General features: G+C 58.5%; 21 protein-coding genes. 2 read left to right on the top strand and 19 right to left on the bottom strand.

Features of this window, described 5'->3' with window-relative positions; all coding sequences use genetic code 11:
• Positions 1-50: 50 nt before the first annotated feature.
• From HM1_RS11080 to rbsK, 4 genes are read right to left on the bottom strand one after another with little or no spacing between them, the layout of a single operon-like run.
• Complete coding sequence (locus HM1_RS11080) at positions 51-992, bottom strand: ABC transporter permease (protein WP_012283466.1); 942 nt, start codon at positions 990-992, stop codon at positions 51-53.
• Positions 989-2488 carry a sugar ABC transporter ATP-binding protein gene (locus HM1_RS11075; RefSeq protein ID WP_012283465.1) on the bottom strand — a complete coding sequence of 500 codons (1500 nt, stop codon included), beginning with the start codon at positions 2486-2488 and terminating at the stop codon, positions 989-991. Before HM1_RS11075 ends, HM1_RS11080 begins: the two co-directional genes overlap by 4 nt.
• 20 nt (positions 2489-2508) lie before the next feature.
• On the bottom strand, positions 2509-2901 hold the full coding sequence (rbsD, locus tag HM1_RS11070; RefSeq protein ID WP_012283464.1) for a D-ribose pyranase: 393 nt from the start codon (positions 2899-2901) through the stop codon (positions 2509-2511).
• On the bottom strand, positions 2898-3821 hold the full coding sequence (rbsK, locus tag HM1_RS11065) for a ribokinase (protein WP_012283463.1): 924 nt from the start codon (positions 3819-3821) through the stop codon (positions 2898-2900). The genes rbsD and rbsK overlap by 4 nt, the downstream gene beginning before the upstream one ends.
• Positions 3822-4577: 756 nt before the next feature.
• On the opposite strand from rbsK, the gene typA reads away from it, so the two are divergent.
• Positions 4578-6398 (top strand): translational GTPase TypA, encoded by a 1821-nt coding sequence (gene typA / locus HM1_RS11060; RefSeq protein WP_012283462.1) that lies wholly within the window; start codon positions 4578-4580, stop codon positions 6396-6398.
• An 11-nt stretch (positions 6399-6409) separates the two neighbouring features.
• Positions 6410-7735 carry a replication-associated recombination protein A gene (locus HM1_RS11055; RefSeq protein WP_012283461.1) on the top strand — a complete coding sequence of 442 codons (1326 nt, stop codon included), beginning with the start codon at positions 6410-6412 and terminating at the stop codon, positions 7733-7735.
• Positions 7736-7854: 119 nt separating this feature from the next.
• On the opposite strand, the gene HM1_RS11050 is transcribed toward HM1_RS11055, so the two are convergent.
• From HM1_RS11050 to cbiB, 15 genes are all read right to left on the bottom strand, one after another.
• A complete protein-coding gene (locus HM1_RS11050; protein WP_012283460.1) occupies positions 7855-9576 on the bottom strand; it encodes a ribonuclease J in 1722 nt (573 codons plus the stop codon).
• A gap of 262 nt (positions 9577-9838) precedes the next feature.
• Positions 9839-10195, bottom strand: a complete 357-nt coding sequence (locus tag HM1_RS11045) for a protein kinase family protein (protein ID WP_012283459.1) — start codon at positions 10193-10195, stop codon at positions 9839-9841.
• Positions 10192-11301, bottom strand: coding sequence for a ParM/StbA family protein (locus HM1_RS11040; RefSeq protein ID WP_012283458.1), 1110 nt, complete (start codon positions 11299-11301; stop codon positions 10192-10194). The genes HM1_RS11045 and HM1_RS11040 overlap by 4 nt, the downstream gene beginning before the upstream one ends.
• 214 nt (positions 11302-11515) lie before the next feature.
• Complete coding sequence (locus HM1_RS11035; protein ID WP_041313805.1) at positions 11516-12331, bottom strand: Cof-type HAD-IIB family hydrolase; 816 nt, start codon at positions 12329-12331, stop codon at positions 11516-11518.
• On the bottom strand, positions 12328-12780 hold the full coding sequence (locus tag HM1_RS11030) for a hypothetical protein (RefSeq protein ID WP_012283456.1): 453 nt from the start codon (positions 12778-12780) through the stop codon (positions 12328-12330). Before HM1_RS11030 ends, HM1_RS11035 begins: the two co-directional genes overlap by 4 nt.
• Before the next feature lie 11 nt (positions 12781-12791).
• Complete coding sequence (guaB, locus tag HM1_RS11025; RefSeq protein ID WP_012283455.1) at positions 12792-14249, bottom strand: IMP dehydrogenase; 1458 nt, start codon at positions 14247-14249, stop codon at positions 12792-12794.
• A 330-nt stretch (positions 14250-14579) separates the two neighbouring features.
• Positions 14580-14876: a YkvA family protein gene (locus HM1_RS11020; protein ID WP_041313803.1), complete on the bottom strand. Its 297-nt coding sequence runs from the start codon at positions 14874-14876 to the stop codon at positions 14580-14582.
• A 31-nt stretch (positions 14877-14907) separates the two neighbouring features.
• Entirely contained in the window at positions 14908-15549 is a 642-nt protein-coding gene (cobC, locus tag HM1_RS11015) for an alpha-ribazole phosphatase (protein WP_012283452.1), read from the bottom strand.
• Positions 15546-16670 carry a pyridoxal phosphate-dependent aminotransferase gene (locus HM1_RS11010; RefSeq protein WP_012283451.1) on the bottom strand — a complete coding sequence of 375 codons (1125 nt, stop codon included), beginning with the start codon at positions 16668-16670 and terminating at the stop codon, positions 15546-15548. The genes cobC and HM1_RS11010 overlap by 4 nt, the downstream gene beginning before the upstream one ends.
• Complete coding sequence (locus tag HM1_RS11005; protein ID WP_012283450.1) at positions 16667-17584, bottom strand: GHMP family kinase ATP-binding protein; 918 nt, start codon at positions 17582-17584, stop codon at positions 16667-16669. The genes HM1_RS11010 and HM1_RS11005 overlap by 4 nt, the downstream gene beginning before the upstream one ends.
• Before the next feature lie 109 nt (positions 17585-17693).
• Complete coding sequence (locus HM1_RS14725; protein WP_012283449.1) at positions 17694-18554, bottom strand: adenosylcobinamide-GDP ribazoletransferase; 861 nt, start codon at positions 18552-18554, stop codon at positions 17694-17696.
• 1 nt (position 18555) lies between these two features.
• Positions 18556-19614, bottom strand: a complete 1059-nt coding sequence (gene cobT / locus HM1_RS10995; protein WP_012283448.1) for a nicotinate-nucleotide--dimethylbenzimidazole phosphoribosyltransferase — start codon at positions 19612-19614, stop codon at positions 18556-18558.
• 36 nt (positions 19615-19650) lie between these two features.
• Complete coding sequence (locus HM1_RS10990; RefSeq protein ID WP_012283447.1) at positions 19651-20223, bottom strand: cob(I)yrinic acid a,c-diamide adenosyltransferase; 573 nt, start codon at positions 20221-20223, stop codon at positions 19651-19653.
• Positions 20220-21719 carry a cobyrinate a,c-diamide synthase gene (locus tag HM1_RS10985; protein WP_012283446.1) on the bottom strand — a complete coding sequence of 500 codons (1500 nt, stop codon included), beginning with the start codon at positions 21717-21719 and terminating at the stop codon, positions 20220-20222. Before HM1_RS10985 ends, HM1_RS10990 begins: the two co-directional genes overlap by 4 nt.
• A complete protein-coding gene (gene cbiB / locus HM1_RS10980) occupies positions 21719-22783 on the bottom strand; it encodes an adenosylcobinamide-phosphate synthase CbiB (RefSeq protein ID WP_049754128.1) in 1065 nt (354 codons plus the stop codon). Before cbiB ends, HM1_RS10985 begins: the two co-directional genes overlap by 1 nt.
• Positions 22784-22790 lie beyond the last annotated feature (7 nt).

Below are 22790 nucleotides of genomic sequence, written 5' to 3'. Positions count from 1 at the left end.
CCCGTCTCTTTCGTGACCCTCTGCGACTCATAGTGGGAAACCTTTTTCGCTCACCCCCTTGCGGCATTGCGCCGGTCTAACAGCACCGCGATCAGGATCACGATGCCTTTTACCGCCTGCTGGTAGAAGGAAGAAACATTGAGGATGTTCAGGCCGTTGTCGAGCACCCCGATGATCAAGGCGCCCACAAGGGTCCCAAGCACGCCACCTTGGCCGCCGGAGAGGCTGGTGCCTCCGAGGACAACAGCCGCAATGGCGTCCAGTTCATAGCCTGCGCCGGCCGTCGGCTGGGCCGACATAAGCCTAGAGGTGAGAATGGCTCCGGCAAGGCCGCACATGAGGCCGCTGACGGCATAGACAAAAACCTTGCTATAAGTCGCTTTGACGCCGCTGAGCACAGCCGCTTCCTCATTGCCGCCGACGGCGAAGACGCGACGGCCCACCGTCATCCTGTTTAATACGAACCAGGCCAGAAAAACCATGACAGCGGTGATGACAACTGGCGTCGGGATAGGTCCCAAGTAACCACCGCCGATGGCATTGAATCCTTCCTCGACGGCGCGGATGGGGCGTCCCTCCGTGTAGATCAGCGTGGCGCCCCGAAAGAGGGTCATCGTGCCGAGAGTGGCCACAAAAGGCGCGATGCGTCCATAGGCGATCAACAAGCCGTTCAGCGTGCCGCCGGCGAGGCCGATCAGGCAGGCGTAGAGCAATACCAACCCCGTATCTATGCCGCTGGCCAGTGCCCCCGCCGCCAATGCGCCAGCGAAAGCCAGGATGGAGCCGACAGAAAGGTCGATCCCGCCGGAGATGATCACGAAGGTCATGCCCACGGCGAGCAGGGTGTTGATAGACACCTGCCTGGCGATGTTCAGGATGTTAGCAGGCGTAAAAAAGCGATCGGACATGAGGGTCAGGGCGATGCAGATCAGGACCAGCCCGATCAAGGGCCCCATCCGGTAGCGGCGGAGTTTGTCCAGCAGGTCTCTCATGGTCTACCTCCCGTGGCGCAGCGCATAAAAGCTTCTTCCGTCACCGTCTCGCGGGTGAAATGGCCGGTGATGCTGCCCTCGTACATGACATAGATGCGATCACTCATGCCCATCAGTTCCGGCAGATCAGATGAGATGAGCAGGATACCGATGCCGCCGGCAGCCAGTTGGTTGATCAACTGATAGATCTCCACCTTGGCGCCTACATCGACGCCGCGCGTCGGCTCATCAAGGATCAACAGGCGCGGTTTCGTCTCGAGGCATTTGCCGAAAACGACCTTTTGTTGGTTGCCGCCACTCAGGTTGCGCACCGGCTGGTCCATCCCGGCCGTCTTGACGCGCAAGGTCTTGATATAGCCCTCTACCATGGAGCGTTCCTCGGCGCCATCGATGACGCCCAAGCGCGCCCGCTTAGCCAGTGTCGGTAAGGCCATGTTGTCCTTCACGCTGGCGCCCAGCACCAGACCTTCATCCTTGCGGTCCTCCGGCACCATGGCGATACCATGGGCGATGGCTTCGGCAGGATGGCGAAAGAGCCCGGTGTAGGATCCACCGCTTCTTGTTTTCAGGCGCAAGCTGCCTATCGCCGGATCGAGGCCGTAGATGGCTCGCGCCACCTCTGTCCGGCCGGCGCCCATCAGTCCGCCGATGCCGACCACTTCGCCGGCGCGCACGGTCAGGTTGACTGCTTTCAGCCGGTCATTTTGCAAGCCTTCCACTTCCAGGATCATGTCGCCCGATTCTACGGACACCTTGGGAAAGCGATCCTCGACCTGCCGACCGACCATGAGAGAGACCAGTTCATCGATGGTTGTCTCCTTGATTGCCCGCGTGGCGATGTAGGCGCCGTCGCGGAGGACGGTGACGCGATCACAGATCGCAAACAGCTCCTCCATCCTGTGGGAGATGAAGATGATAGACACCCCCTGCGCAGCGAGGGCGGTCATGATGGAGAAGAGCTTTGCTTTTTCCGTCTCCGTCAGTGCGGCGGTCGGCTCATCCATGATCAGCAGTTTTGCTTCCTTGGAAAGCGCTTTCGCTACTTCGACCAGTTGCTTTTCGCCGACACTCAATTCATCTACAGTTCGCGTCGGCGCCACAGACAATCCCACCTGATCGAGAAATCGACGTGACGCCTCCACCAGGGCCGACCAACGGATGGTTCCCCAGCGCGTAAAGGGGCCTTCGTTGCCCAAAAAGATGTTTTCGGCAATACTCAACTGGGGAACGAGGTTGAATTCCTGATGGATCATGACGATTCCCAGGGCTTCCGCTTCCCGAGGCCCTTGCACCGACAAGGGACTGCCGTCGAAGTGGATCTCTCCGCTGTCTTTACTATAGATACCGGTGAGAATCTTCATCAGCGTCGATTTACCGGCGCCGTTTTCACCCAGCAGGGCGTGGATCTCCCCTTTTTCTAGGCAAAAGTCGACATTCTTGAGCACCTTGGCGCCGGGAAAGCTTTTGTGAATCGCCCGCATCTCTAAAAGGGGCATGATCTTATCCCTCCCAGCCGTCAAAAGGCGACGCCGGCATAGAGGAGGATGTTGGCGTAGGGCGTCCACTCCCCTGTCCGGATGACGGCCCGGGCCTGACGGCAACACGTCTTCAGCGATTCGTGGTTGATGAAATGCAGTTGCACCGGCTTCAAGCGCCCGGCAAGGGCCTCAATGATTTGTTCATTCGGTTTTAACTCTTCGGCCACCGTTGCGTTTTCCACGACCATCTCCGAGAGGATAGCCTCAAGGACCGGCAAAAAAGACGGCACCCCTTTGGTTACAGCCAAGTCGATACAGGGGACACCGGGCGGAACAGGCAGGCCGCTGTCGGCCACCACCACCAGGTCGCCGTGGCCGAGGCTGGCGATCAGGGCAGCCAGATCGCGATGCAAGATGCCCTGTTTTTTCATGTAAGACCCTCCAAAAAACGATTGACTTCTTCCCTGAGCGGCAGCGATGTCTGGGCGCCCGCCTTCGTCACCGACAAGGCAGCGACGGCGCTGGCGAAGCGGAGGGCTTCCTCCAGCGGTTGCCCTTCGGCCAGTGCGACAGCAAATCCGGCGACGAAGGCGTCGCCGGCGGCCGTCGTGTCGACGACAGGGACAGAGAAGGCAGGGATGCGGCGCAGGTTGCTATCGCCGCTATCGTTAAGGCCGCTGGCATTGAATAAGACACCCTTTTCGCCCATTGTCACGATCAGCGTTCCCGTCATTTTCTCCTGCAAGTCAGCGAAGTTGCGCCCTGGATCGCCGCCGAGCAGGGCCGCTTCGTGCTCATTCGGCACAAGGTAGGTAACGCTGCGAAGCCAATCTTCAGGCAGTTTTTGCGCCGGTGCAGGGTTGAGGATTAAAGGTTTTTTCACAAAAGCAGCCAGCTCAATCGCTTTCCCCACTGTCTCCAAGGGCGTTTCCAGTTGGATCACCACTACGTCGGCGGCAGAGAAATCGTCGGCGCAGGCCTCCAGATCGGCTGGTTTCAGTTGATCGTTGGCGCCGGGGACGACGACGATCTGGTTATTCCCGGCGTCGTCAACGACGATCATGGCTACACCGGTGGAACCGGGAACCTGCTTTACCCGCGAGGGGTCCAACCCATTTTCGCGGAAATATCGCAGCATATCCTTTCCGTAACCATCATCGCCGACAGCGCCCAAAAAAGTTACCTCAGCGCCGAGACGGTTGGCCGCCATGGCCTGGTTAGCGCCCTTGCCGCCTGGGATGGTGGAAAACTGTTTTCCCTTGACTGTCTCCCCAGTATGAGGAATCCGCTCAGCATAGGCCACAAGATCTACGTTGATGCTGCCGATGACGAGCAGACGCGGCTTTGTCATAATTCACCCCTCCTGAACGAAGATTAGCCCGCTTTCCCCCGTCGAGGCGGTGATCGCCTTCAACGACAAGGGTCGGTTTCACCGAAAGATCGGCTTGGTTCATGGCAGTCGCTGCTGTGCCGAGATGGAGGATCCGGTCCGGCGATATGTCCTATCCCTAAAAAATCAGATGTTCTGTCGCCTGAAGGGCGCCGCTGACGTTGTTGGAATTGATCGAGTGTATCTAGCGTGATGGTGCGATCGATCACGACCAAAGGCGGCAAAGCGCGGCATTCCTTGTCCAAGCGCACCTCCGTCCACTTTGTGCTGACCAGGATGATCCCGTCAACACACTGTTGGCGTAGTATGCCCAGATAGAGGATTTCCTTCTCCAGTTCTCAATCGGAGTTGCAGAGGATCCGGTTGTAGCCGTGACGGTAGGCTTCATCCTCGGCGCCCAGACCACCTCAGGGAAAAAGAGGTTGGTCATATCGGTCAGGATCAGGCCAATCGTCCCCGATCTGCCCGTCACCAGGGTGCGGGCGATGCCCACGTTTATGGTAACGCTTCCATATGTTAATTCAGCGTTAATTTCTGAATTCCTCTCCAAGAAAGTCATTCTAAGAAAAAAATCACGACCACAGCATCCCCTTTTCTCCCTTTATTTTCACGGACCCTTGACAGATCGCCGGCAACCCGTTACGATTTACCATGGCGATATTTGCGGATGTCGAAAAAGGACATCCTTTTTTTATGAGATTTAGGAGGAATCATTGTTTGAAACGGACAGATCTGCGGAACATTGCCATCATCGCCCACGTCGACCACGGCAAAACAACCCTCGTTGACGGACTCCTGCGCCAGTCAGGCGTCTTCCGAGCCAATGAAGAGGTTCGGGACTGTGTCATGGACTCGAACGACCTGGAGCGGGAACGGGGCATCACCATCCTAGCCAAAAACACGGCCGTCTCCTACCAGGGCATCAAGATCAACATCGTCGACACGCCCGGCCACGCCGATTTCTCCGGCGAGGTGGAGCGCATCCTCTCCATGGTCGACGGCGCCATCCTGCTCGTCGACAGCGCCGAAGGCGTCATGGCCCAGACCAAGTTCGTCCTGCGCAAGGCTTTGGAAGCCGGCCTCTGCCCCATCGTCGTCATCAACAAGATGGACCGCAATGACGCCCGCCCCGAGGAAGTGCTCGACGAGATCCTGGAACTGTTCATCGAACTAGGCGCCGATGACGACCAACTGGAGTTCCCCGTCCTTTACGCTGTCGGGCGCGCCGGCTGGGCCAGCCTGAAAGCGGATGAGCCGGGAACCACCTTGGAGCCGCTGTTTAAAACGATCGTAGATAAGGTTCCCTGCCCCGAAGGCGACGAGAATGCCCCGGTGCAGTTGCTCGTCTCCGCCCTCGACTACGACAGCTATGTGGGCCGCGTGGCCATCGGCCGCATCCGCCAGGGCAAGCTGCGGGCCGGCCAGCAGGTCTCCGTCTGCAAGCGCGACGGCGCCATCGTCAGAGGCAAACTGCTCAATATCTACACCTATCAGGGTCTCAAGCGGGTTGCCACAGAAGAAGCGACCGTCGGCGATATCATCTGTGTCACCGGCATTGAGAATGTCCACATCGGTGAGACCGTCTCTGACCCGGCTAACCCCGCCCCCCTGCCGATCATCAACGTGGACGAGCCCACCCTACAGATGACCTTCCAGACGAATACGAGCCCCTTCGCCGGCAAGGAGGGCGAATACGTCACCTCTCGTCACCTGCGGGCGCGCCTTTACAAGGAACTGGAGAAAAACGTGGCCTTGCGTGTCCAGGATACGGAAGACCCCGATGTCTTCCTCGTCTCCGGCCGGGGCGAACTGCACCTGTCCATCTTGATTGAAACGATGCGCCGCGAAGGCTACGAGCTGGCCGTCTCGAAACCCCAGGTCATCTTGCGCAAAGATGAAGAGGGCGTCCTCCTGGAACCGCTGGAGCACCTGACCATCGACGTGCCCGAAGAGTACATGGGCGTCGTCATGGAAAAACTGGGCACCCGCCGCGCCGAGCTGACCAACATGGTCAACAGCGGCAACGGCCAAGTCCGCCTGGAGTTTGTCATCCCCGCTCGGGGCCTCATCGGCTACCGGACTGAGTTCCTCACGGATACGCGCGGTTTCGGCATCATGCACCATCTCTTCCACGGCTACGGCGAATACCGTGGCGAGATTCCGGGCCGCAGCCGCGGCGCTGCCGTCGCCCTTGAAGCCGGCAGCTCTACGGCCTACGCAATGGGTTACCTGCAAGAGCGCATTCGCTTCTTCATCTCCCCTGGCACAGATGTTTACCAAGGCATGATCGTCGGCGAAAACTCCCGGGAACAGGACATGGACATCAACGTCTGCAAGGCCAAGCACCTTACGAACATGCGCGCCTCCGGCTCTGAAGGCACCATCCGTCTCGAACCGCCCCGCATCCTATCCTTGGAAGATGCCCTAGAGTGGATTGACGATGACGAGCTCGTCGAAGTGACGCCGAAAAACATCCGTCTGCGCAAGCGCATCTTGGATGTCAACCAGCGGGAGCGGGCGAAGAAGCATCGGGCGTAGGGGTTGTTACTATGGACCTCTTTTCCTATCAAAGTGAAGCTGTAAAAAGCAAAGAAGGCCCCCTGGCCTTTCGCATGCGCCCGCGCAGCCTCGACGAGGTTTCCGGGCAGTCGCATCTTCTAAAAAAAGGCTCCCTCTTTCGCCGCATGATCGATGAGGACAAGTTGCAGTCCTTTATCCTCTACGGTCCGCCGGGAACTGGCAAGACGACCATCGCCCGATTGATCGCCCAGACAACCGAAAGTCCTTTTGTCACCCTCTCTGCCGTGACGGCCAACACAAGTGACATCAAAAAAGTAGCCAAAGAGGCCGAGGAGCGCCTCTCCTTCAACCAGAAACGAACGATCCTCTTTATTGATGAGATCCACCGCTTCAACAAGGCCCAGCAGGACCTGCTCCTGCCGATTGTGGAAGACGGCACCCTGATCCTGATCGGCGCCACAACAGAAAACCCTCTTTATGAATTGAACGCGGCCCTCCTCTCCCGCCTGCGAGTCTACCTTCTGCAGCCGTTAAAGGAAGAGGAACTTCTGTCACTCCTGAAACGGGCGCTCACCGATAGTGAGCGGGGCCTGGGCCTATCGGGGAACGCCCTCACCGAAGAGGCGCTCGCTCTGATCGTGCAGGCCGCCAAAGGAGACGCTCGTGCTGCGCTGACGATCTTAGATATGGTCGCCGGTGTTCACGGTGACACGGATCAACCGATTGGGGCATCCGAAGTCGCCGAGGTGACAGGCCGTGTTGCCGTCTACTACGACAAAAAAGGAGACCGTCACTACGACACGATCTCCGCCTTCATCAAGAGCATCCGCGGTTCTGACCCTGATGCAGCCCTTTACTGGCTTGCGGTGATGTTAGAAGCTGGTGAGGATCCCCTCTTCATCGCCCGCCGGATCGTTATCCATGCTGCTGAAGACATCGGCATGGCCGATCCGATGGCCCTCGTCGTCGCCCAAGCAGCTGCCGAAGCTGTCAAATTCGTCGGCTTGCCGGAAGGGCGCATCCCTCTGGCCGAAGCCACTATCTACCTGGCTTGTGCTCCAAAGAGTAACGGCGCCAAGGAATCTATTGACAAGGCGTTGCGTGCGGTGCGGGAAGCGAAATGTATTGAGGTCCCTCGCCATCTGGCTGATTCTTCCCACAGCAAGTCCGGCGCACTCCTCGGAAGCGGTGTTGGGTACAAGTACCCCCATGATTACGGCGGCTATGTCCGGCAAAGCTACTTGCCGCCAGAAATGGAAAAGGCCCGGTTCTACACTCCCTCGGAGAATGGTCGAGAGAAGCAGATCGGGCGTTGGTTGGGGGAGTTGAGGGGGCAACTCAAGGCTCCATCATGATCTTCTGCAATCAAAACATGAGCCTTGAAACTCACTGCCCGGCTTGTTCAAGGACATAGGAATGAAAAAGCCTTCGTTGCATCATTACAGGCGGAACGAAGGCTTTTTCATACTTAGAATTAAATTTCCATTATTATGGGCAACACAATCGGACGCCGTTTCGTCTTCTGGTAAAAGAACTCATTCAGCGTGTCCCGGATCAGGTTCTTCAACACTGACCATTCCGTCGTCCCCGTATTGCGACCCGTCAAGGCCTCTTTGACGCGCGACTTGGCTTCACCGAGCATGTCACCCGCCTCGCGGACGAAGACGAAACCGCGGGAGACGAGGTCCGGTCCGGCAAGGACATTGCCGTTTTCCTTGTCGATGGTGACAACGGCGATGACGACGCCGTCCTGGGCTAGGTGGTGACGGTCGCGCAGGACGATATTGCCCACGTCGCCGACGCCGATGCCGTCAACCATGACGCTGCCGGCCTCGACAGTGCCGGTCAGTTGGACCATTTCCTCGTTCAATTCGTAGCGTTCGCCGATGTTGACGCGGAGGATATGCTCGTCAGGGATGCCCATCGTCTGTCCCAGCTTGGCGAAGGTGGCCTGATGGCGGTATTCGCCGTGGAAGGGAATGACGTACTTGGGGCGCAGGAAGTTGAGCATGAGCTTGATCTCCTGCTGGGCGGCGTGACCGGAGACGTGGACATTGGCCACTTCCTTGTAGACCACGTCAGCGCCGATGCGGAAGAGGTTGTCGATGGTCCGGGAGACGAGTTTTTCGTTGCCCGGGATCGGCGTGGCCGAGATGATCACCGTGTCGCCCTGGCGGATCGCCACCTGGCGGTGGTTGTTGGTAGCCATGCGGGTCAGCGCCGCCATCGGCTCACCCTGGGAGCCGGTTGTAATGATGGTGACCTGGTTGTCGGGGAGTCGGTCGATCTCCTCGGCCTCGATCAGCATCCCTCTTGGGATGTTCAGGTAGCCGAGCTGCTGGGACACGTCGACGACGGTCACCATGCTGCGGCCCACGACAGCCACCTTGCGGTTGAACTCAGCCGCCGTGTCGATCACCTGTTGGATACGGTGAACGTTGGAGGCGAAGGTGGCGATGATGATGCGGCTGTCTGTCTTAGCGAAGACAGAGCGGAAGGTGTCGCCGACAGTCCGTTCCGACGGGGTGTAGCCCGGCCGTTCCACGTTGGTGGAGTCGCAGATGAAGAGCAGGACGCCTTCGTCACCGTAACGGGCCAATTTGCTAAATTCGAGAACCTTATCGTCGACCGGCGTCTGGTCGAGCTTGAAGTCGCCTGAGTGAACGATCAACCCCGCCGGGGTGCGGATGGCGATACCGATGCCGTCAGGGATGGAGTGGTTGACACGGAAGAATTCCAACTGGAAGGCGCCTACGTTCACCACGTCGTCGGCCGTGATCTCATGCAGCTTGGCCTCTCGGATCAGTCCGTGTTCGGTCAACTTGTTTTTGACGAGGCCCAAGGTCAGCCGGGTGCCATAGACGGGCACCTGGATTTGTTTGAGCGTGAAAGGTAGACCACCGATGTGGTCTTCGTGTCCGTGGGTGAGAAAAATCCCTCGCACCCTGTCCGCGTTCTGAACAAGATAGGTGATGTCAGGGATGACCAGGTCGATACCCAGCAGTTCTTCGCCGGGAAACTTGACGCCCGAGTCGATGACGATGATGTCATCGCCATACTCGATGACGAGCATGTTCTTGCCCACTTCGCCGACTCCACCGAGGGGAATGACACTTACTGTCGGTAGATTTGACGTGGGCTTCGATTTTGTCTTGCCGCGGCGGGGACGGTAGCCGCTTTTTTTCGGACGGCTCATCGGCATCTTGGCAGTGCCCTTCGCCGCAACTGCGGAGACAGGCGCGGCATCGCCGTTCGCAACGGCAGGAGGAGCCGGTGCGGCTTTGGCGCTGCCACTTCCCTTGCCGTTACCGTCGATGCCGCCTCTCCTCTTTCCACCAGTGCCGGCATTGCCGCGACCGTAGGTTGTCGTGCTGGGATGGGCCTTGGCAATGGCGCTTGCCTTGCCGTTAGGTTCCTGTGTTATGCTCATGGTATCTCCTTTTTAACTGAATGCATTTTTAACCGAATACGTTTTGGAGTCCCTTTTTTATTGTTTCAGGATCCAGATCCTCTTCATTCGCCCCATCCAGTTCGGACAGCCCCACGAGTCGCGACTCGGCCTTCTCCAGTTCCTTCTCCACAAAGATGCCCGTTTCGCTCTCCTCTATCGACGAGGTCGGCAGAGTGAGCGGAGGCGCAGACGGAGATGAGAAAAGGGCTGGACATGGCTGGGCGGCCCAAGGAGGAACGCCGTTGCCGAGAAGAATCTGCCGGATGACGGCGGCGGGGTCCCTCAACTGCTCAAGCCACCAGATGAGCTGGGCCTCCCGGGGATTGCCTTCTTCCAATCGAAGATCGACGCGGAAATGCCTCATTTCTTTTCTCCGTAACGCATGACGGCCAGTTTTAAGAAACCAAGGGCGTTGGCGAATTGAATGACGTTCCAACCGCCAGTCACCGCTTCACCTTCAAACTCATCCTGGACGAGTAGAATATCGGGAAAGATCTCCTTCAAGAAGGGATGCATCACATAGCCGCCGCCGCCAACGAGGATCATGGCCCGGAATTCCATGTGGTTCGGCCATTTCGCCGCGATCTCCCGGACGATTTTTCTCGCCACACGGGAGGCCGACGCGTCGATCACCGAGGAGAGATCATAAACCTTTCCCTTGACCTCCACCTTCCGTTCCCTGAGCATCTGGTCTACTTCGGCGAGGCGAGGATAGTAATGATCAAAGTTTTTCATCAAAAAGTCCCGAATATCCATAAGGATCTTGTGGGTGCCGCCGTCATTGACTGAGAAGCTGCGCTGGTCGACGAACTTCAGGTCTTCCATGTAGATACAGTCGGTTGTCTTTGTTCCCCCGTCGATGATGCCGATCTTGCCTCGGGCGAGACGGGGTGTGCGGACTTCGGAACGAAAATCGAGGATCTGGTTGAAGATGGCGCCACCGGCCTGAGGGAAAATCTCAAAGTTACCGATGCGGATCAGCCGCACGTCCTGCCCTAGGATTTTGACGAAGCGGGACATCTGGTGGGCGCGCAGCTTATCCTCGAAGCGCGCTTTCTGGGTGCGGTAAAAGTTGATCGGCAGACCAAGGTAGATATTTACATCCTGATCAGACTTGTCGCTGACCAGAGCCAATGCCGTGTACACGAGCACCTCAAAATCGATGTTGAAGATCTTATCGGGGTCGATGTCGAGTTCTGCTTCCGTCTCACGCAGGGCGAGATTGCCCACAAAATAGCGCCGTCCATCGACGTCAACGACGAGGTTGTCTATGGGATCGTTAGAGCCGAAGCCGGATAGGATGTGCAGTTCCCGGCCTTCGCCGACGATGCTGGGAAAAAGTGCCCATCGGCCGTTTCCGGCAACGACCTTCACATAGCCGAAACCGATGTCGAGGCCTACGGTCAGATTCTTTCCCTCACCCGGTTCAAATCCCGGCAACTGTCGTAGGCGGGCCGCATGCATATTCATTGCGCTTCAAATCCTCCGGTACGTGTACTTTAATGCTTCTTTCGACAAATCGAACATCAAATCCTCTTAAAAAAGGCAAACAAAGGCACTGAAGACCGGCAGAGACAATGGCGCAAAAAGGGCTCCAAGCGGGTACGATTCGTTCATCAACGGCTTGTTCATAGGCGTAACGATTGACGCGAACAAAAAGAGAGCATCCAGTACCAAAAAAAACTTAAGGGAAAAAGTAGTTCAAGGCCTCCAATACACCCATCGAGTTGGAGGCGGAGGTGACATAATCGGCCGCCTGATGCAAGACCTCTGGCGCGTTCGCCACAAAGACGCCTTGGCCGGCCCAATGGATCATGGTTAGATCGTTCCGGTTGTCGCCGATGGCAAGCACTTCACTCCGATCGATCGAAAAGGACGCTGCCAGTTGGGCCAATGCCGCCCCTTTTGAGGCCTCAGGATGAAGGATTTCGATAAAGTAATCGTGCGAATTGGTGATGGTGACGGTGCCGTTGAGGTGCGCCAGGATGTCTTGCGTCAAAGCCGGTGTGACCGCCGGGTCCGTCATCAGAACCAACATGGTCGGGTGGCGCTCCGGCTCCTTAGCCAGGTGCGCAGTCAGATCGTCGACAAAAGTGAAAGAAAGGCCAAGTCCACGCTCATAGCTGGTCGTGTACTCATGCGGCGTATCTGTATAGACCTCGTCACCGTGAAAGGAATAGCGCAGGGCGTCACTGTTTTTTGCTTTCAAAAATTGCAGCACCGCTAGGGCCTGTTTCGCCTCTACTGTCCGGTGGCAGATGATGCGACCGTCTGCGGGATGGCGGATCATGGCGCCATTGCAGGTGATCATCGGCGCCTCTAGTTCCAGTTGCTTTGCATAGGGCAATGCCGAAGGGTAGATCCGTCCCGTCGCAACGGTAAAGATGACGCCCTTGCCCCGGAGCTCGGCGATCCGTCGGGCGACCGGTTCGGGTATGCGCCTTTTTTCGTCCAAGAGTGTGCCGTCCAAATCCATAGCCACCAGCCGGATAGGGCTCATCGAGGCCTCCATGACCAGGTGTAACCTTGAAAGTGCAGGTTTGTCTCCCGAGGAAAGACTTCCACCTCGACAAACTGGTCGACGGGCAGGGTGACTTCCCAATTAAGATGACGTTGCGGCTTCTTCTCTGCGTCCCTTTTTACTCCCCTATCCCATTCGACTTCCGCGTCCGCGTTCAGATTGCTTTTCTGGCCCGGTTCTTCTGAATAAGTCCGGGGAACCAATTGGAAGGCCACTTGCTCCACAGTCAAGTGGCCTTCTTCGATCCGCTCTTCTCGCCGAATGACGGCATCGATGACGCAAGCGCTCCTCCAGATCGCGGTATGTTGGCCTGTCTTCAGGCTAAGGATCCCCTGCTGGCCGATCAGGGAAGCAAGGGCGACCCCCAGGATCGTTTCCCGGGGGTCGGAGGTGACGTATTCTGTGCCAGCCAAGTGATAATTTCCCATGAGACACGCTCCTAAAGGCTGTAGTTGGGCGCTTCCTTCGTGATCGTCACGTCGTGGGGATGACTTTCCCGCAGACCAGCGGCGGTGATGCGGATGAAGCGGGTCTTCGTCATCAACTCCTCGATATTGACGCAACCACAGTAGCCCATGCCTGAACGCAGACCTCCGACGAGTTGGAAAACTGTATCGGCCAGGGGACCTTTGTAGGGAACGCGGCCCTCGATACCTTCGGGGACCAGTTTCTTGTCATCTTCCTGGAAGTAGCGGTCTTTCGAACCTTCCTTCATGGCGCCCAGGGAGCCCATGCCGCGGTAGACCTTGAAGCTCCGCCCTTGGTAGATCTCGATGTCCCCGGGGCTTTCCTCGGTGCCCGCGAGGAGGCTGCCGATCATGACCACATTGGCTCCGGCGGCAATAGCCTTGGTCACGTCGCCGGAGAACTTGATGCCGCCGTCGCCGATGATGGGAATGTTCCGTTCCCGAGCGGCGCGGGCACAATCGGCGATGGCCGTGATCTGAGGCACGCCGATACCGGCGACGACGCGGGTCGTGCAGATGGATCCGGGGCCGATGCCCACCTTGACGCAATCCGCGCCGGCGGCGATCAGGTCGACCGTAGCTTCATAGGTGGCCACATTGCCGGCGATCACGTCGATCTGCGGAAACTCACCTTTGATTTTTTCTACCGTGTTCAAGACGCCGCGAGAGTGACCATGGGCCGTATCGACGACGATAGCGTCAACGCCAACGGAGACAAGCGCCTTCACCCGCTCCATCGTATCGGCCGTCACGCCGACGGCGGCGCAGACGCGCAGGCGCCCGCGCTCATCCTTCGTGGAATTCGGGTACTGGCGGGCCTTTTGAATGTCTTTGATGGTGATCAGACCTTTAAGGTGGCCTTCATTGTCGACAATGGGGAGCTTTTCCACCTTATGGAGGCGGAGAATCTCCTTCGCTTCGGCCAAAGAGGTGCCGACTGGGGCCGTAACCAGGTTGTCCTTGGTCATGACGGTCGCGATAGGTATGTCGAAGTTGGTCTCAAAGCGCAAGTCGCGGTTGGTCAGGATGCCGACCAGTTTCCCCTCTTCATCAGCGATCGGCACGCCGGAGATGTGATACCGCTCCATGATCGCCAGCGCGTCGGTGACCTTATGTTGCGGCGACAGGTAGATCGGGTCGGTGATGACGCCATGCTCTGACCGTTTTACTCGATCAACCTCATGGGCCTGCTGGTCAATGGTCATATTTTTGTGGATGACACCGATGCCGCCTTCTCGAGCCATGGCGATCGCCATGCGCGAATCGGTGACCGTATCCATGCCGGCAGACATGATCGGGATATTTAAACGGATGCGCCGGGTCAGCCAGGTATGCGTGTCCACATCCCGGGGAAGCACCTCCGATTTGGCAGGTACGAGCAACACGTCATCAAAAGTCAATCCTTCTGCGATGTTTAGCAAGCCACTCACGTGACCATCTCCTTTCCAGGACCGGAATCCCTGTCCCTCTCTCCTACTCTACTCCGATTCATATAGATTATCCAAGGTTGCAGAAACCATCATCGGCCAGTGGAAACCGCCCCCAGACTCTTACCCTTCATTTTACCACAAAAAGACGGGCGATTGAAAATTATTTCTGTACCCCAAGCCGATGGCAGCGCTGGCAACGCGCCTTATAGCGATCATCCCCTACCAATGTCCAAAATGTTGCGGCGGAAAAAAGCAAAAACCTTCTGATCTTCAGACAGATAGAAGGTTTTTCTCATTAACATAACAACAGTCAGCGCAACAGGTTCCGGCCTACTCAAAGCGATCCAGATACTCATAGACCACATAATTCGGCACAGAGGCGACAAACCGGTCGATCAAAAACAGGATGACCGTGATATCATCTAACTCCCCTAGCAGGGGAATCAGGTCGGGAAACAGGTCAAGAGGCCAGAGCAGATACATCAGGCTCAGGCCGAGAAAAAGCGCCTTATTTACTATCGGCACCCGGTTGTCCCTCAGCAGGGCGTAGAGAAGCCGGGTCGAGCGGGGCAGGTTGAGCAGCAGCCGCATCCGTTGCCAAAAACCGGGCGACTGTAGGGACGGCACATAAATCCCCCCATCCATTACAATTCCAGTACTATTCTACCCAGCTTTTGCCGTCAGGAAAAGCCCCCGGAATCAGGTGGGTCACGTCATTGATCCGCTCGATGATGCCTTTGCCTTCGTAAAACTCGATGATGTTCAGCGCCGTGTTTTCCTGGCGAAACTGCCAGGCCCGATCGAGGTCCACTTCCAAGATGGCGCAGAGCAGGGTTCGAATCGTCCCCCCATGGGCGACGATAGCGATCCCCTCCCCTTCGTGTTTTTTCACCAACTCCATCATCGCCTCATAGGCGCGGCACTGGACGATGGCGAAACTCTCGCCGCCCGGCAGTTGCAACCGGCCCGGCGCCGTGTGCCAGGTTTTGATCTCTTCCGGGTAGGCCTTCTCGATCTCTGTAAAGGTCATCCCTTCCCAGGCGCCGAAGTTGCACTCCCGAAAACGCGGTTCAAGGATCAAGGCGGTGTTGTGCCCTTCCGCGATAGCGCGCGCCGTTTCGATGGCACGGCTCAAATCACTGGCGAAGACACGGTCGATTTTTTCACCGGCCAGCCGCCGCACCAGCAAGCGGGCCTGCTCACGCCCCTTCTCGCTCAGTAGCACGTCGCTGTGTCCCTGGTAACGCCGGGCCAGATTCCACTCCGTCTCGCCGTGGCGGATCAAGTAAACACGGGTCAAAGCATTCCCTCCTCTGCGAGCACCGCCCGCATGGCTTCTATCAGCCGGTCGGTGGCCGCCTTGTCACGGACAGCCAGTCTCAGATAGCGTTCTCCTAATGATAGAAAGGTATTGCAGTTTCGAACCAAAATGCCCCGGCGTCGTAACCTTTCCGTCCAACCTGTCGATGAGATCCCGCTTTCGGCGACATAAAGTAAGGAAAAATTGGAGTCCGACGGCAGTGGTGTCAGTCCGGGCAGTTTTGACAGTTGCTCAAAGAGATAATTCCGCTCCTGAGGCAGCTGTTCCCATGTCTTTTGGTGATAATCGCGGTCCGCTAACGCTGCAACACCCGCCGCCTGGGCCAGTTGGTTGACAACCCAGGGATCGCGCCGAGCGACGATCCCTTTGATGATGTCGCTGTCGGTGATCAAGGCGCCCAGGCGAAGTCCGGGGATAGCAAAAAACTTTGTCAGAGAGTAGAGGACAGCCAATCGGTCGTTTTCGGAAGCTTGGGGGCAGCAACTTAAAGCGCGACCATCAGGGAGAAAATCGAGAAAAGATTCGTCCACCAGCAGGCGGACCGGTGATGATTCGAGATGAGCCAAAACAGCCTGTTTTTCCTTCTCTGTCCAGACCCAGCCTGCCGGGTTATGAGGTGTACAGAGGATGGCCGTATCACAACCCTCCTCCCGGAGGGCTTTTTTCCATGCCTCCACGTCGAGGCGGAACTGGCGCTTTTCGTCGAGAGGCAAAGGCACCGCCACACCACCCTGAGCGACCACGGCCCGCTCATACTGGCCGAAGCCCGGTTCAGGGATGAGCACACGCCGAGCCTGCACGGCATGAAGCCAGTGATCGAGAAGGTCGACGGCGCCGTTGCCGGCGCAGATCGATTCCGGCGGAACGGTCAGGTGATCTGCCAGTGCTTCGATCAATCGACGGCATTTTGGGTCGGGATAGTGCACGACCTGGTCGATGCTTTCCACAATGGCTTGTCTCACCAGCGGCGAGAGGCCCAAAAAATTGATATTGGCGCTCAGGTCCAGGATCTCCTCCATGGGGATCTTTCCATCCCAGGTGGCGCTCCACACATCGCCACCGTGCCGGTAGGGCGCCGATTCCGCTTTTTTCGCTGTCATAAAGCCGCATCCTTCCCCCACCGGCTTATTTTCGTGAACCGGGGACCGCCGCCGACGAGACGGAAATGGCCTAGCCTACTCCATTTAGGAAAACGCGCCTCCACCCAGTTGACGATGGCGCCGATACGATGGCGACTGCTGTCCGGCACAAGTACCCCCAGGACGGTCCCGCTATGGGCTACATTAACCCCGACGGCGCCGAAGGCACCGATGCCGCCGATGATCTCATCGAGGGCTTCTTTGGGCAGGATCGACTGGTTGGCTCGAGCGCTCACGGTAGCCCCTTCCCCAATCGGCCCCGGATCGCCGGTCCTTAAGCCTTGGGTGATCAGGGCGAAGGCCCGGCGGACAGCAACCTCTTTTTGGCGGTTCGCTTCCAGCAGGTCTGCCCGGCTGTTGAATTCGATGGTGTCCACCTCTCCGCCGAGGTCATAGGCCAAGATGTGCAGCGGCGGGATAGGCGGCATCCCGACCGTCTTGCCCCAGGCGCCGCTGCGATGATCGAAGACGGCGATCCCCGGAAAAAACAGGCCGTCAGAAGGTTCAACGGCGATGGCAATACGGCCCATCTCTGCCGGGGCCAATTCTCGTCCCAGCGCCCGGGCGACGGCGAAGGCAGCGGCGCAGATGTCAGCAGTGCTCGTCGCCAGCCCTTTGCCGGAAGGTAGAGGATTGTCCAAGTCGATCTGGACGTCAAATCGTCCTTCCAGATTCCAAATTTCCAGCAAAGTCGAAACAGCCCGGGCGGCCTTGGGTCGATCGGCTAAGCCCTCGATGCGTCCGCTTCCCTGCGTCAGGGAGGCACTGGCTGTGACCCAGGCGTCAATGGGACAGGTAAGGTGCAAGAACCGGCCCCCGATCAATCCCTGGGCCAATTCGCCGCAAGTAGCTGGCAACTGCGCCTGACCGTACACGCCAAATGCCTCCTTTCCGATATCTTCCTTGGGAACCGTACACTTTCGTTAAAACGACGAAAGAATCGTCATCAATGACGCCCCTGCAGGGCCAAAACCGGTGCTTTACTCAAAGAAACCTCAACAAGAGCACCGCCGTCAAGAGAAGAAGTACCTCACCAATCTCACAACCGGCGCCGTAGATGTCGCCGGTCAGTCCGCCGAGGAAGCGAGTGAGTTTCCCGCCCCACCAGCGGAAGAAGAGCCAAAGCAGAGCCAAGAACACCCATCCGGCGAGACCGGCCACAAGACCGGCCACCGCTGCGACAAAAAGAGTTCCTGCCGCCAGCACCGATCTGTCGATATAGCGGTTGAACAGCGACGCCATCCCCTGGCTCCGGGCGTAGGGGAAGCCACTGACCATATAGACGACGACCCAGCGTCCCGCCATAGGCATCCACAGCAGTGTGATCCAGAGGGGGCTTACGCCTTGACCATATAAACCGGAGATCACCTTCCAGGTCGGTCGCCAATCGAAGATCTGATTGAGGCCGCTTACCTGCCACTGGTCAGGGAGGTGGCCCCACTCCCAGAGGGCATAGATGGCGGCAGCCTTGGTCATCAACAACACCGTCACTGCCAACACAGAATGGGCGCCTACACGGGAATCACGCATGATCTCGAGCACCCGTTCCGGCTTGCGGGCCGAGAAAATCCCGTCAAAGGTATCCATGAACCCGTCGAGATGAATCCCTCCGGTCAGGTAGAGATGCAACGCCAGCAAGAGCGGCGGCAGGATGATCGGCGGGAAGAGAACGCTGATGATCAAAGACGCTCCGCTCAGGAGCAGACCGAGCAGCAATCCGACAAGAGGAAGGTAGACAAAGGAGCGGCCGAAATCTTCGTCGCCACTCTCCCCCAAAGCCCCTACCGGCAGGCGGGTGAAGAAGGAGAGGGCGAGACGGAAACGCAGCCATGGCCGGACTAACATATCAGTCGATCGATTCGCTGACGCCGGCGCTGGAGAAGGTGGCCATTTCATTGGAGATCTTGACAGCCGCATCGATCATGGTCATGCATAAGGCCGCGCCGGTGCCCTCGCCGAGACGGAAGTTCATCATCAGCATCGGCTTGAGACCGAGGTAATCGAGCATAAACTTGTGGCCAGGCTCCTCAGAGAGGTGGGAACCGATCATGTAATCGCGTGCCTGCGGACAGATGGTTCCGGCGATGACCGCCGCTGCGCCGGAGATGAAACCGTCGATGACCACTGGAATCCCTTGAGCGGCTGCGCCGAGGCAGACACCAACAAGACCAGCGATCTCCAGACCCCCTACCTTGGCGAGCACATCCAGGCCATCGGCGGGATCGGGTTGGTTCACTTCCAGGGCACCTTTGATGGCGTCGATCTTGATTTGCAGTTGCTTGTCGTTGACGCCGGTCCCTCTTCCGACCACATCCTCGACAGCGAATTGGCCTATTGCCGCAATGATGGCAGTCGACGGTGTTGTGTTGCCGATACCCATCTCTCCGGTGCCGACGATGCGCACCCCGCGCTTAACGGCGTCGGCGACCACCTCGGCCCCGATGAGGATGGCCTGGATCGCCTCATCGCGGGTCATGGCCGGACCTTTGGTCATGTTTTTTGTCCCATAGGCTACTTTGCGCCGAATCAAACCGGGAAGCTCAGGCATGTCCACGGCGATGCCTACGTCGACACAGATCAGGTCCGCCCCGGCGTGGCGGGCGAGAGCATTGATGCCAGCGCCGCCGTTAGAGAAGTTGATGACCATCTGAGGCGTCACTTCCTGCGGGAAGGCACTGACCCCCTCTTCCATGACGCCATGGTCACCGGCCATCAGGATGATCGCTTTTTGAAGAGGCTCCTTGGGGATCTCGCCAAAGATGCCGGCCAGACGTTTGGCCATATCTTCGAGGACACCCAGGCTGCCCCGAGGCTTGGTCAGGTCATCCAGGTGGACTTGCGCTTTTTTCATCGCTTCGGCATTCAAGGGTTTGATCTGTTCAATAAGCGCTTCCAGTGTCATCATTGAATCCTCCCTTACCTTTTTCATCGTTCATCAAGTTCAGTATTCAATTCCCCGACGAGAAGGGCTCACCCCGTCAGCGAGGGGGTGTTTTTGCGGAACCAGTTCAGTGACCAAGTGGGCCTGTTCGATGATCTCCGGCGGCATGCGTCGTCCCGTTAGGACCACTTCCGTCCCCTCTCGGCGACGGTTCAACAGGGACAGCACCTCATCGACGGTCACATAGCCCCGCTTCATGATGTAGCTTACCTCGTCGAGGACAACCAGTTCGGCACGACCTTCCCGCAGCACCTCGCCAGCGTAGGCGAGGCCGAGTCGCGGCAAGGGATTGTCCGGCGCCCGGTTGCGACGGAAACAGTCGCCGCAGTTGACACAGTGGGCTATGCCCGAACGGATCAGCGCCGACCGGGGACAGCCCCAGCCGAACTGGGTGATGGTGATCTCCGGCACGCGCTGGATCGCGTACAGTTCCCCCATATAGGCGCTGCCCTTTTGAAACTGGATGATCTCGCAACGCTTACCGTGGCCGGCTGCGCGCAGGCAGAGCCCGAAGGCGGCTGTTGTCTTCCCTTTGCCATCGCCCGTATAGACCTGGATCAGCCCCGGCGTCATGGTCCGCTCCCCCCCTGTAGGACGAAGCGACCCTGCCGGCTGGCCGCAGGCCTTGTAGTTGGCGCAGCGGCGCTAAGACGGCCGCTGGACAGCCGATCGACAAAATGGTCCATCGCCGCCGAAAAGGCGGAAAAGTGAAAATGAAAATACGAAGCGGTCAAGCTGCCCCGGCTGTAGCCGTCTGGGCGGCTCTCCGGGTTTTCCCCGGCCGTGCTCGTCTTGGTGAGGATAAAGGCAGGACTCGGTGCAACTCCCGGCACAAAGGAGATATCAGAGTAGTGAAACTCGTGGCCGCGCAACCGGTCGCCCCGGGGACCGAGCAGGCTGTCTCCTGCGATTTCGGCGGTCACATAGCCAAGGGCGCGCCGTTTCTCGCCCATCACACAGGTCGCCGGCACGAGGGCAGCCAACGGGTATTCGCGACCGTTGCTGTCGCGGATCGACCGGCAAAGGGTCATGAAGCCGCCGCACTCGGCATAGATGGGCATATCGTTCCGGTGCAGGTAGGCCAGTTCCTGCAAGAAAGCGCTGTTGGCCGCCAATTGCTCCAGGTAGAGTTCCGGATATCCCCCGCCCAGGTAGATCCCATCAATCCCCGCCGGGATCGGTTCGCCTGCCACCGGCCGGAAGGGAACCCACTCGATGCCGCGCTCGGCCAGATCGCGCAACGCGTCTTCATAGTAAAAATGGAAAGCCTCGTCACGGGCGATAGCGACGCGAGCCGCTGAGCTTTTGAGCTTACCTGCCGCATTTTTCTCGTTCCCCGTAGGTTCACCTTCCCGTGGCGAGTTTTTAGCGGCATAGACCGTCATCTGCTCTAACAGAAAATCGACATCCAGGTGTTCTTCGATCACATCGGCCAGCCTCTGCCAGTAGGCTTCCAGGGATGCCCTCCTTTCCACAGCCGATACGAGCCCCAGGTGACGTTCCGGCATGGGCCGGACGGCATCGCGAGGGAGACAGCCCAGGACCGGGATCCGGCAGGTCTGCTCCACCGCCTGGCGAACCATCCGGCCGTGGCGCACTGATCCAACCCGGTTGAAAATCACACCGGCCACCGGCAGCGCCGGGTTTAGGTGGCGAAAGCCGTAAACGACGGCGGCGATGCTCTGGGCGGCGGAACGGGCGTCCACTACCAGAACGATGGGAGTCTGCAACAGGGCGGCCAAGGCGGCTGTGCTCCCGGCGCCACCCGGCAGTTCTCCGGCGGCGCCGTCAAAGAGGCCCATGACCCCCTCAATCAAGGCGACCTGCGCCCCTTCGACAGCCCGCCGGAACAGGCGCTTGATCGTGCCCGCCTCCATCATCCACGTGTCCAGGTTGGAACAGATCCGTCCCGTGATCAGGCGATGGAAGGTGGGATCGATGTAGTCGGGCCCCGCCTTGAAACTCTGCACCGTCAAACCCCGCCGCCGCAATGCCGCCAGAAGGCCCATGGTGACGGTGGTTTTTCCTGCGCCGCTGTGGGTGCCGGCGATTACGACAGAAGGGATCATCACAACCACTTTCCTAATCCGATGAGAATTGCCGAACCGGCGAAGGCAAAAATCGCAGTCGTCAGTGCCATCACCTGCACCGCCTGACCGATGTGGCGGGCCTCCAGGGGGACGAGAGGCCGGCCCATAGTGGCGCGATGGGAGGGCTGTCCCTGGTAGTAATTGAGACCGCCCAACTGCACCCCAAGAGCGCCGGCCATGATCGACTCGGGGATGCCGCTGTTCGGGCTGGGATGGCGGCGGGCATCTTCCCGCCAGGCGGCGATCATGCGTTTAAAGGGAAAGCCCATCATCGTCGCTGCCAGGACCATGGAGAGGCCGGTCAGCCGGGCGGGGATGTAATTGGCCGCGTCATCAAGGCGGGCGGCGAAGCGGCCGAACCAGAGATAGCGCTCGTTCCGGTAGCCGATCATGGAATCGAGAGTGTTGATCGCCTTATAAGCATAAGCGCCAGGGATGCCAAGCAGCAAGGCATAAAAGAGGGGACTGGTGATGCCGTCGACGGTGTTTTCCGCCACCGTTTCGACGGTCGCCCGGACGATTTCGCTTTCGCCGAGGTTCACCGTGTCTCGCCCCACGATCCAGGAGAGCTTCCGCCGCGCCTCCACTAGGTCTCCCTGCTCTAAGAGTCCCTTGATCTCCAGAGCAGCCTCAGCCAGGCAACGTCCGGCAAAGGCGATCCCGAGCAGGGTGGCGGCAGCCAGTTTCCCCAGGAGGGCCGGCCAGGTCAGGACGTTATCCACAGCTGTGCTAAAACCGGCTAGATGGAGCGCCAACATGACAAGGGCGGCGACGGAGAAGGTGCTGGCTACGGTAATAACCGACAGGACCATTCCCTTTAAGAAATTTGCTAAAGCACTGCCCCCATCGGAGGCCGGGTAGAGTTTTTTTTCCAAAAAGGTGATCACTTTGCCGATGCCGATGACCGGATGGGGAAGCCATCTCGGGTCGCCCACCAAGCTGTCATAGAGGAGCGCCAAGAGCAAGGTGACGGCGCCGATGGAGAGTCCGCAATCGAGAAAGATCGACAGTTCCTTCACCGATAAGGGCGCGATTACGTTCATGTGAGAA

It is taken from the genome of Heliomicrobium modesticaldum Ice1, from assembly GCF_000019165.1.
In the GTDB taxonomy this organism is placed as follows: domain Bacteria; phylum Bacillota; class Desulfitobacteriia; order Heliobacteriales; family Heliobacteriaceae; genus Heliomicrobium; species Heliomicrobium modesticaldum.
The sequence above is the reverse complement of the archived record's forward strand: the minus strand, read 5'-3'. Positions and strand labels throughout refer to the sequence as shown.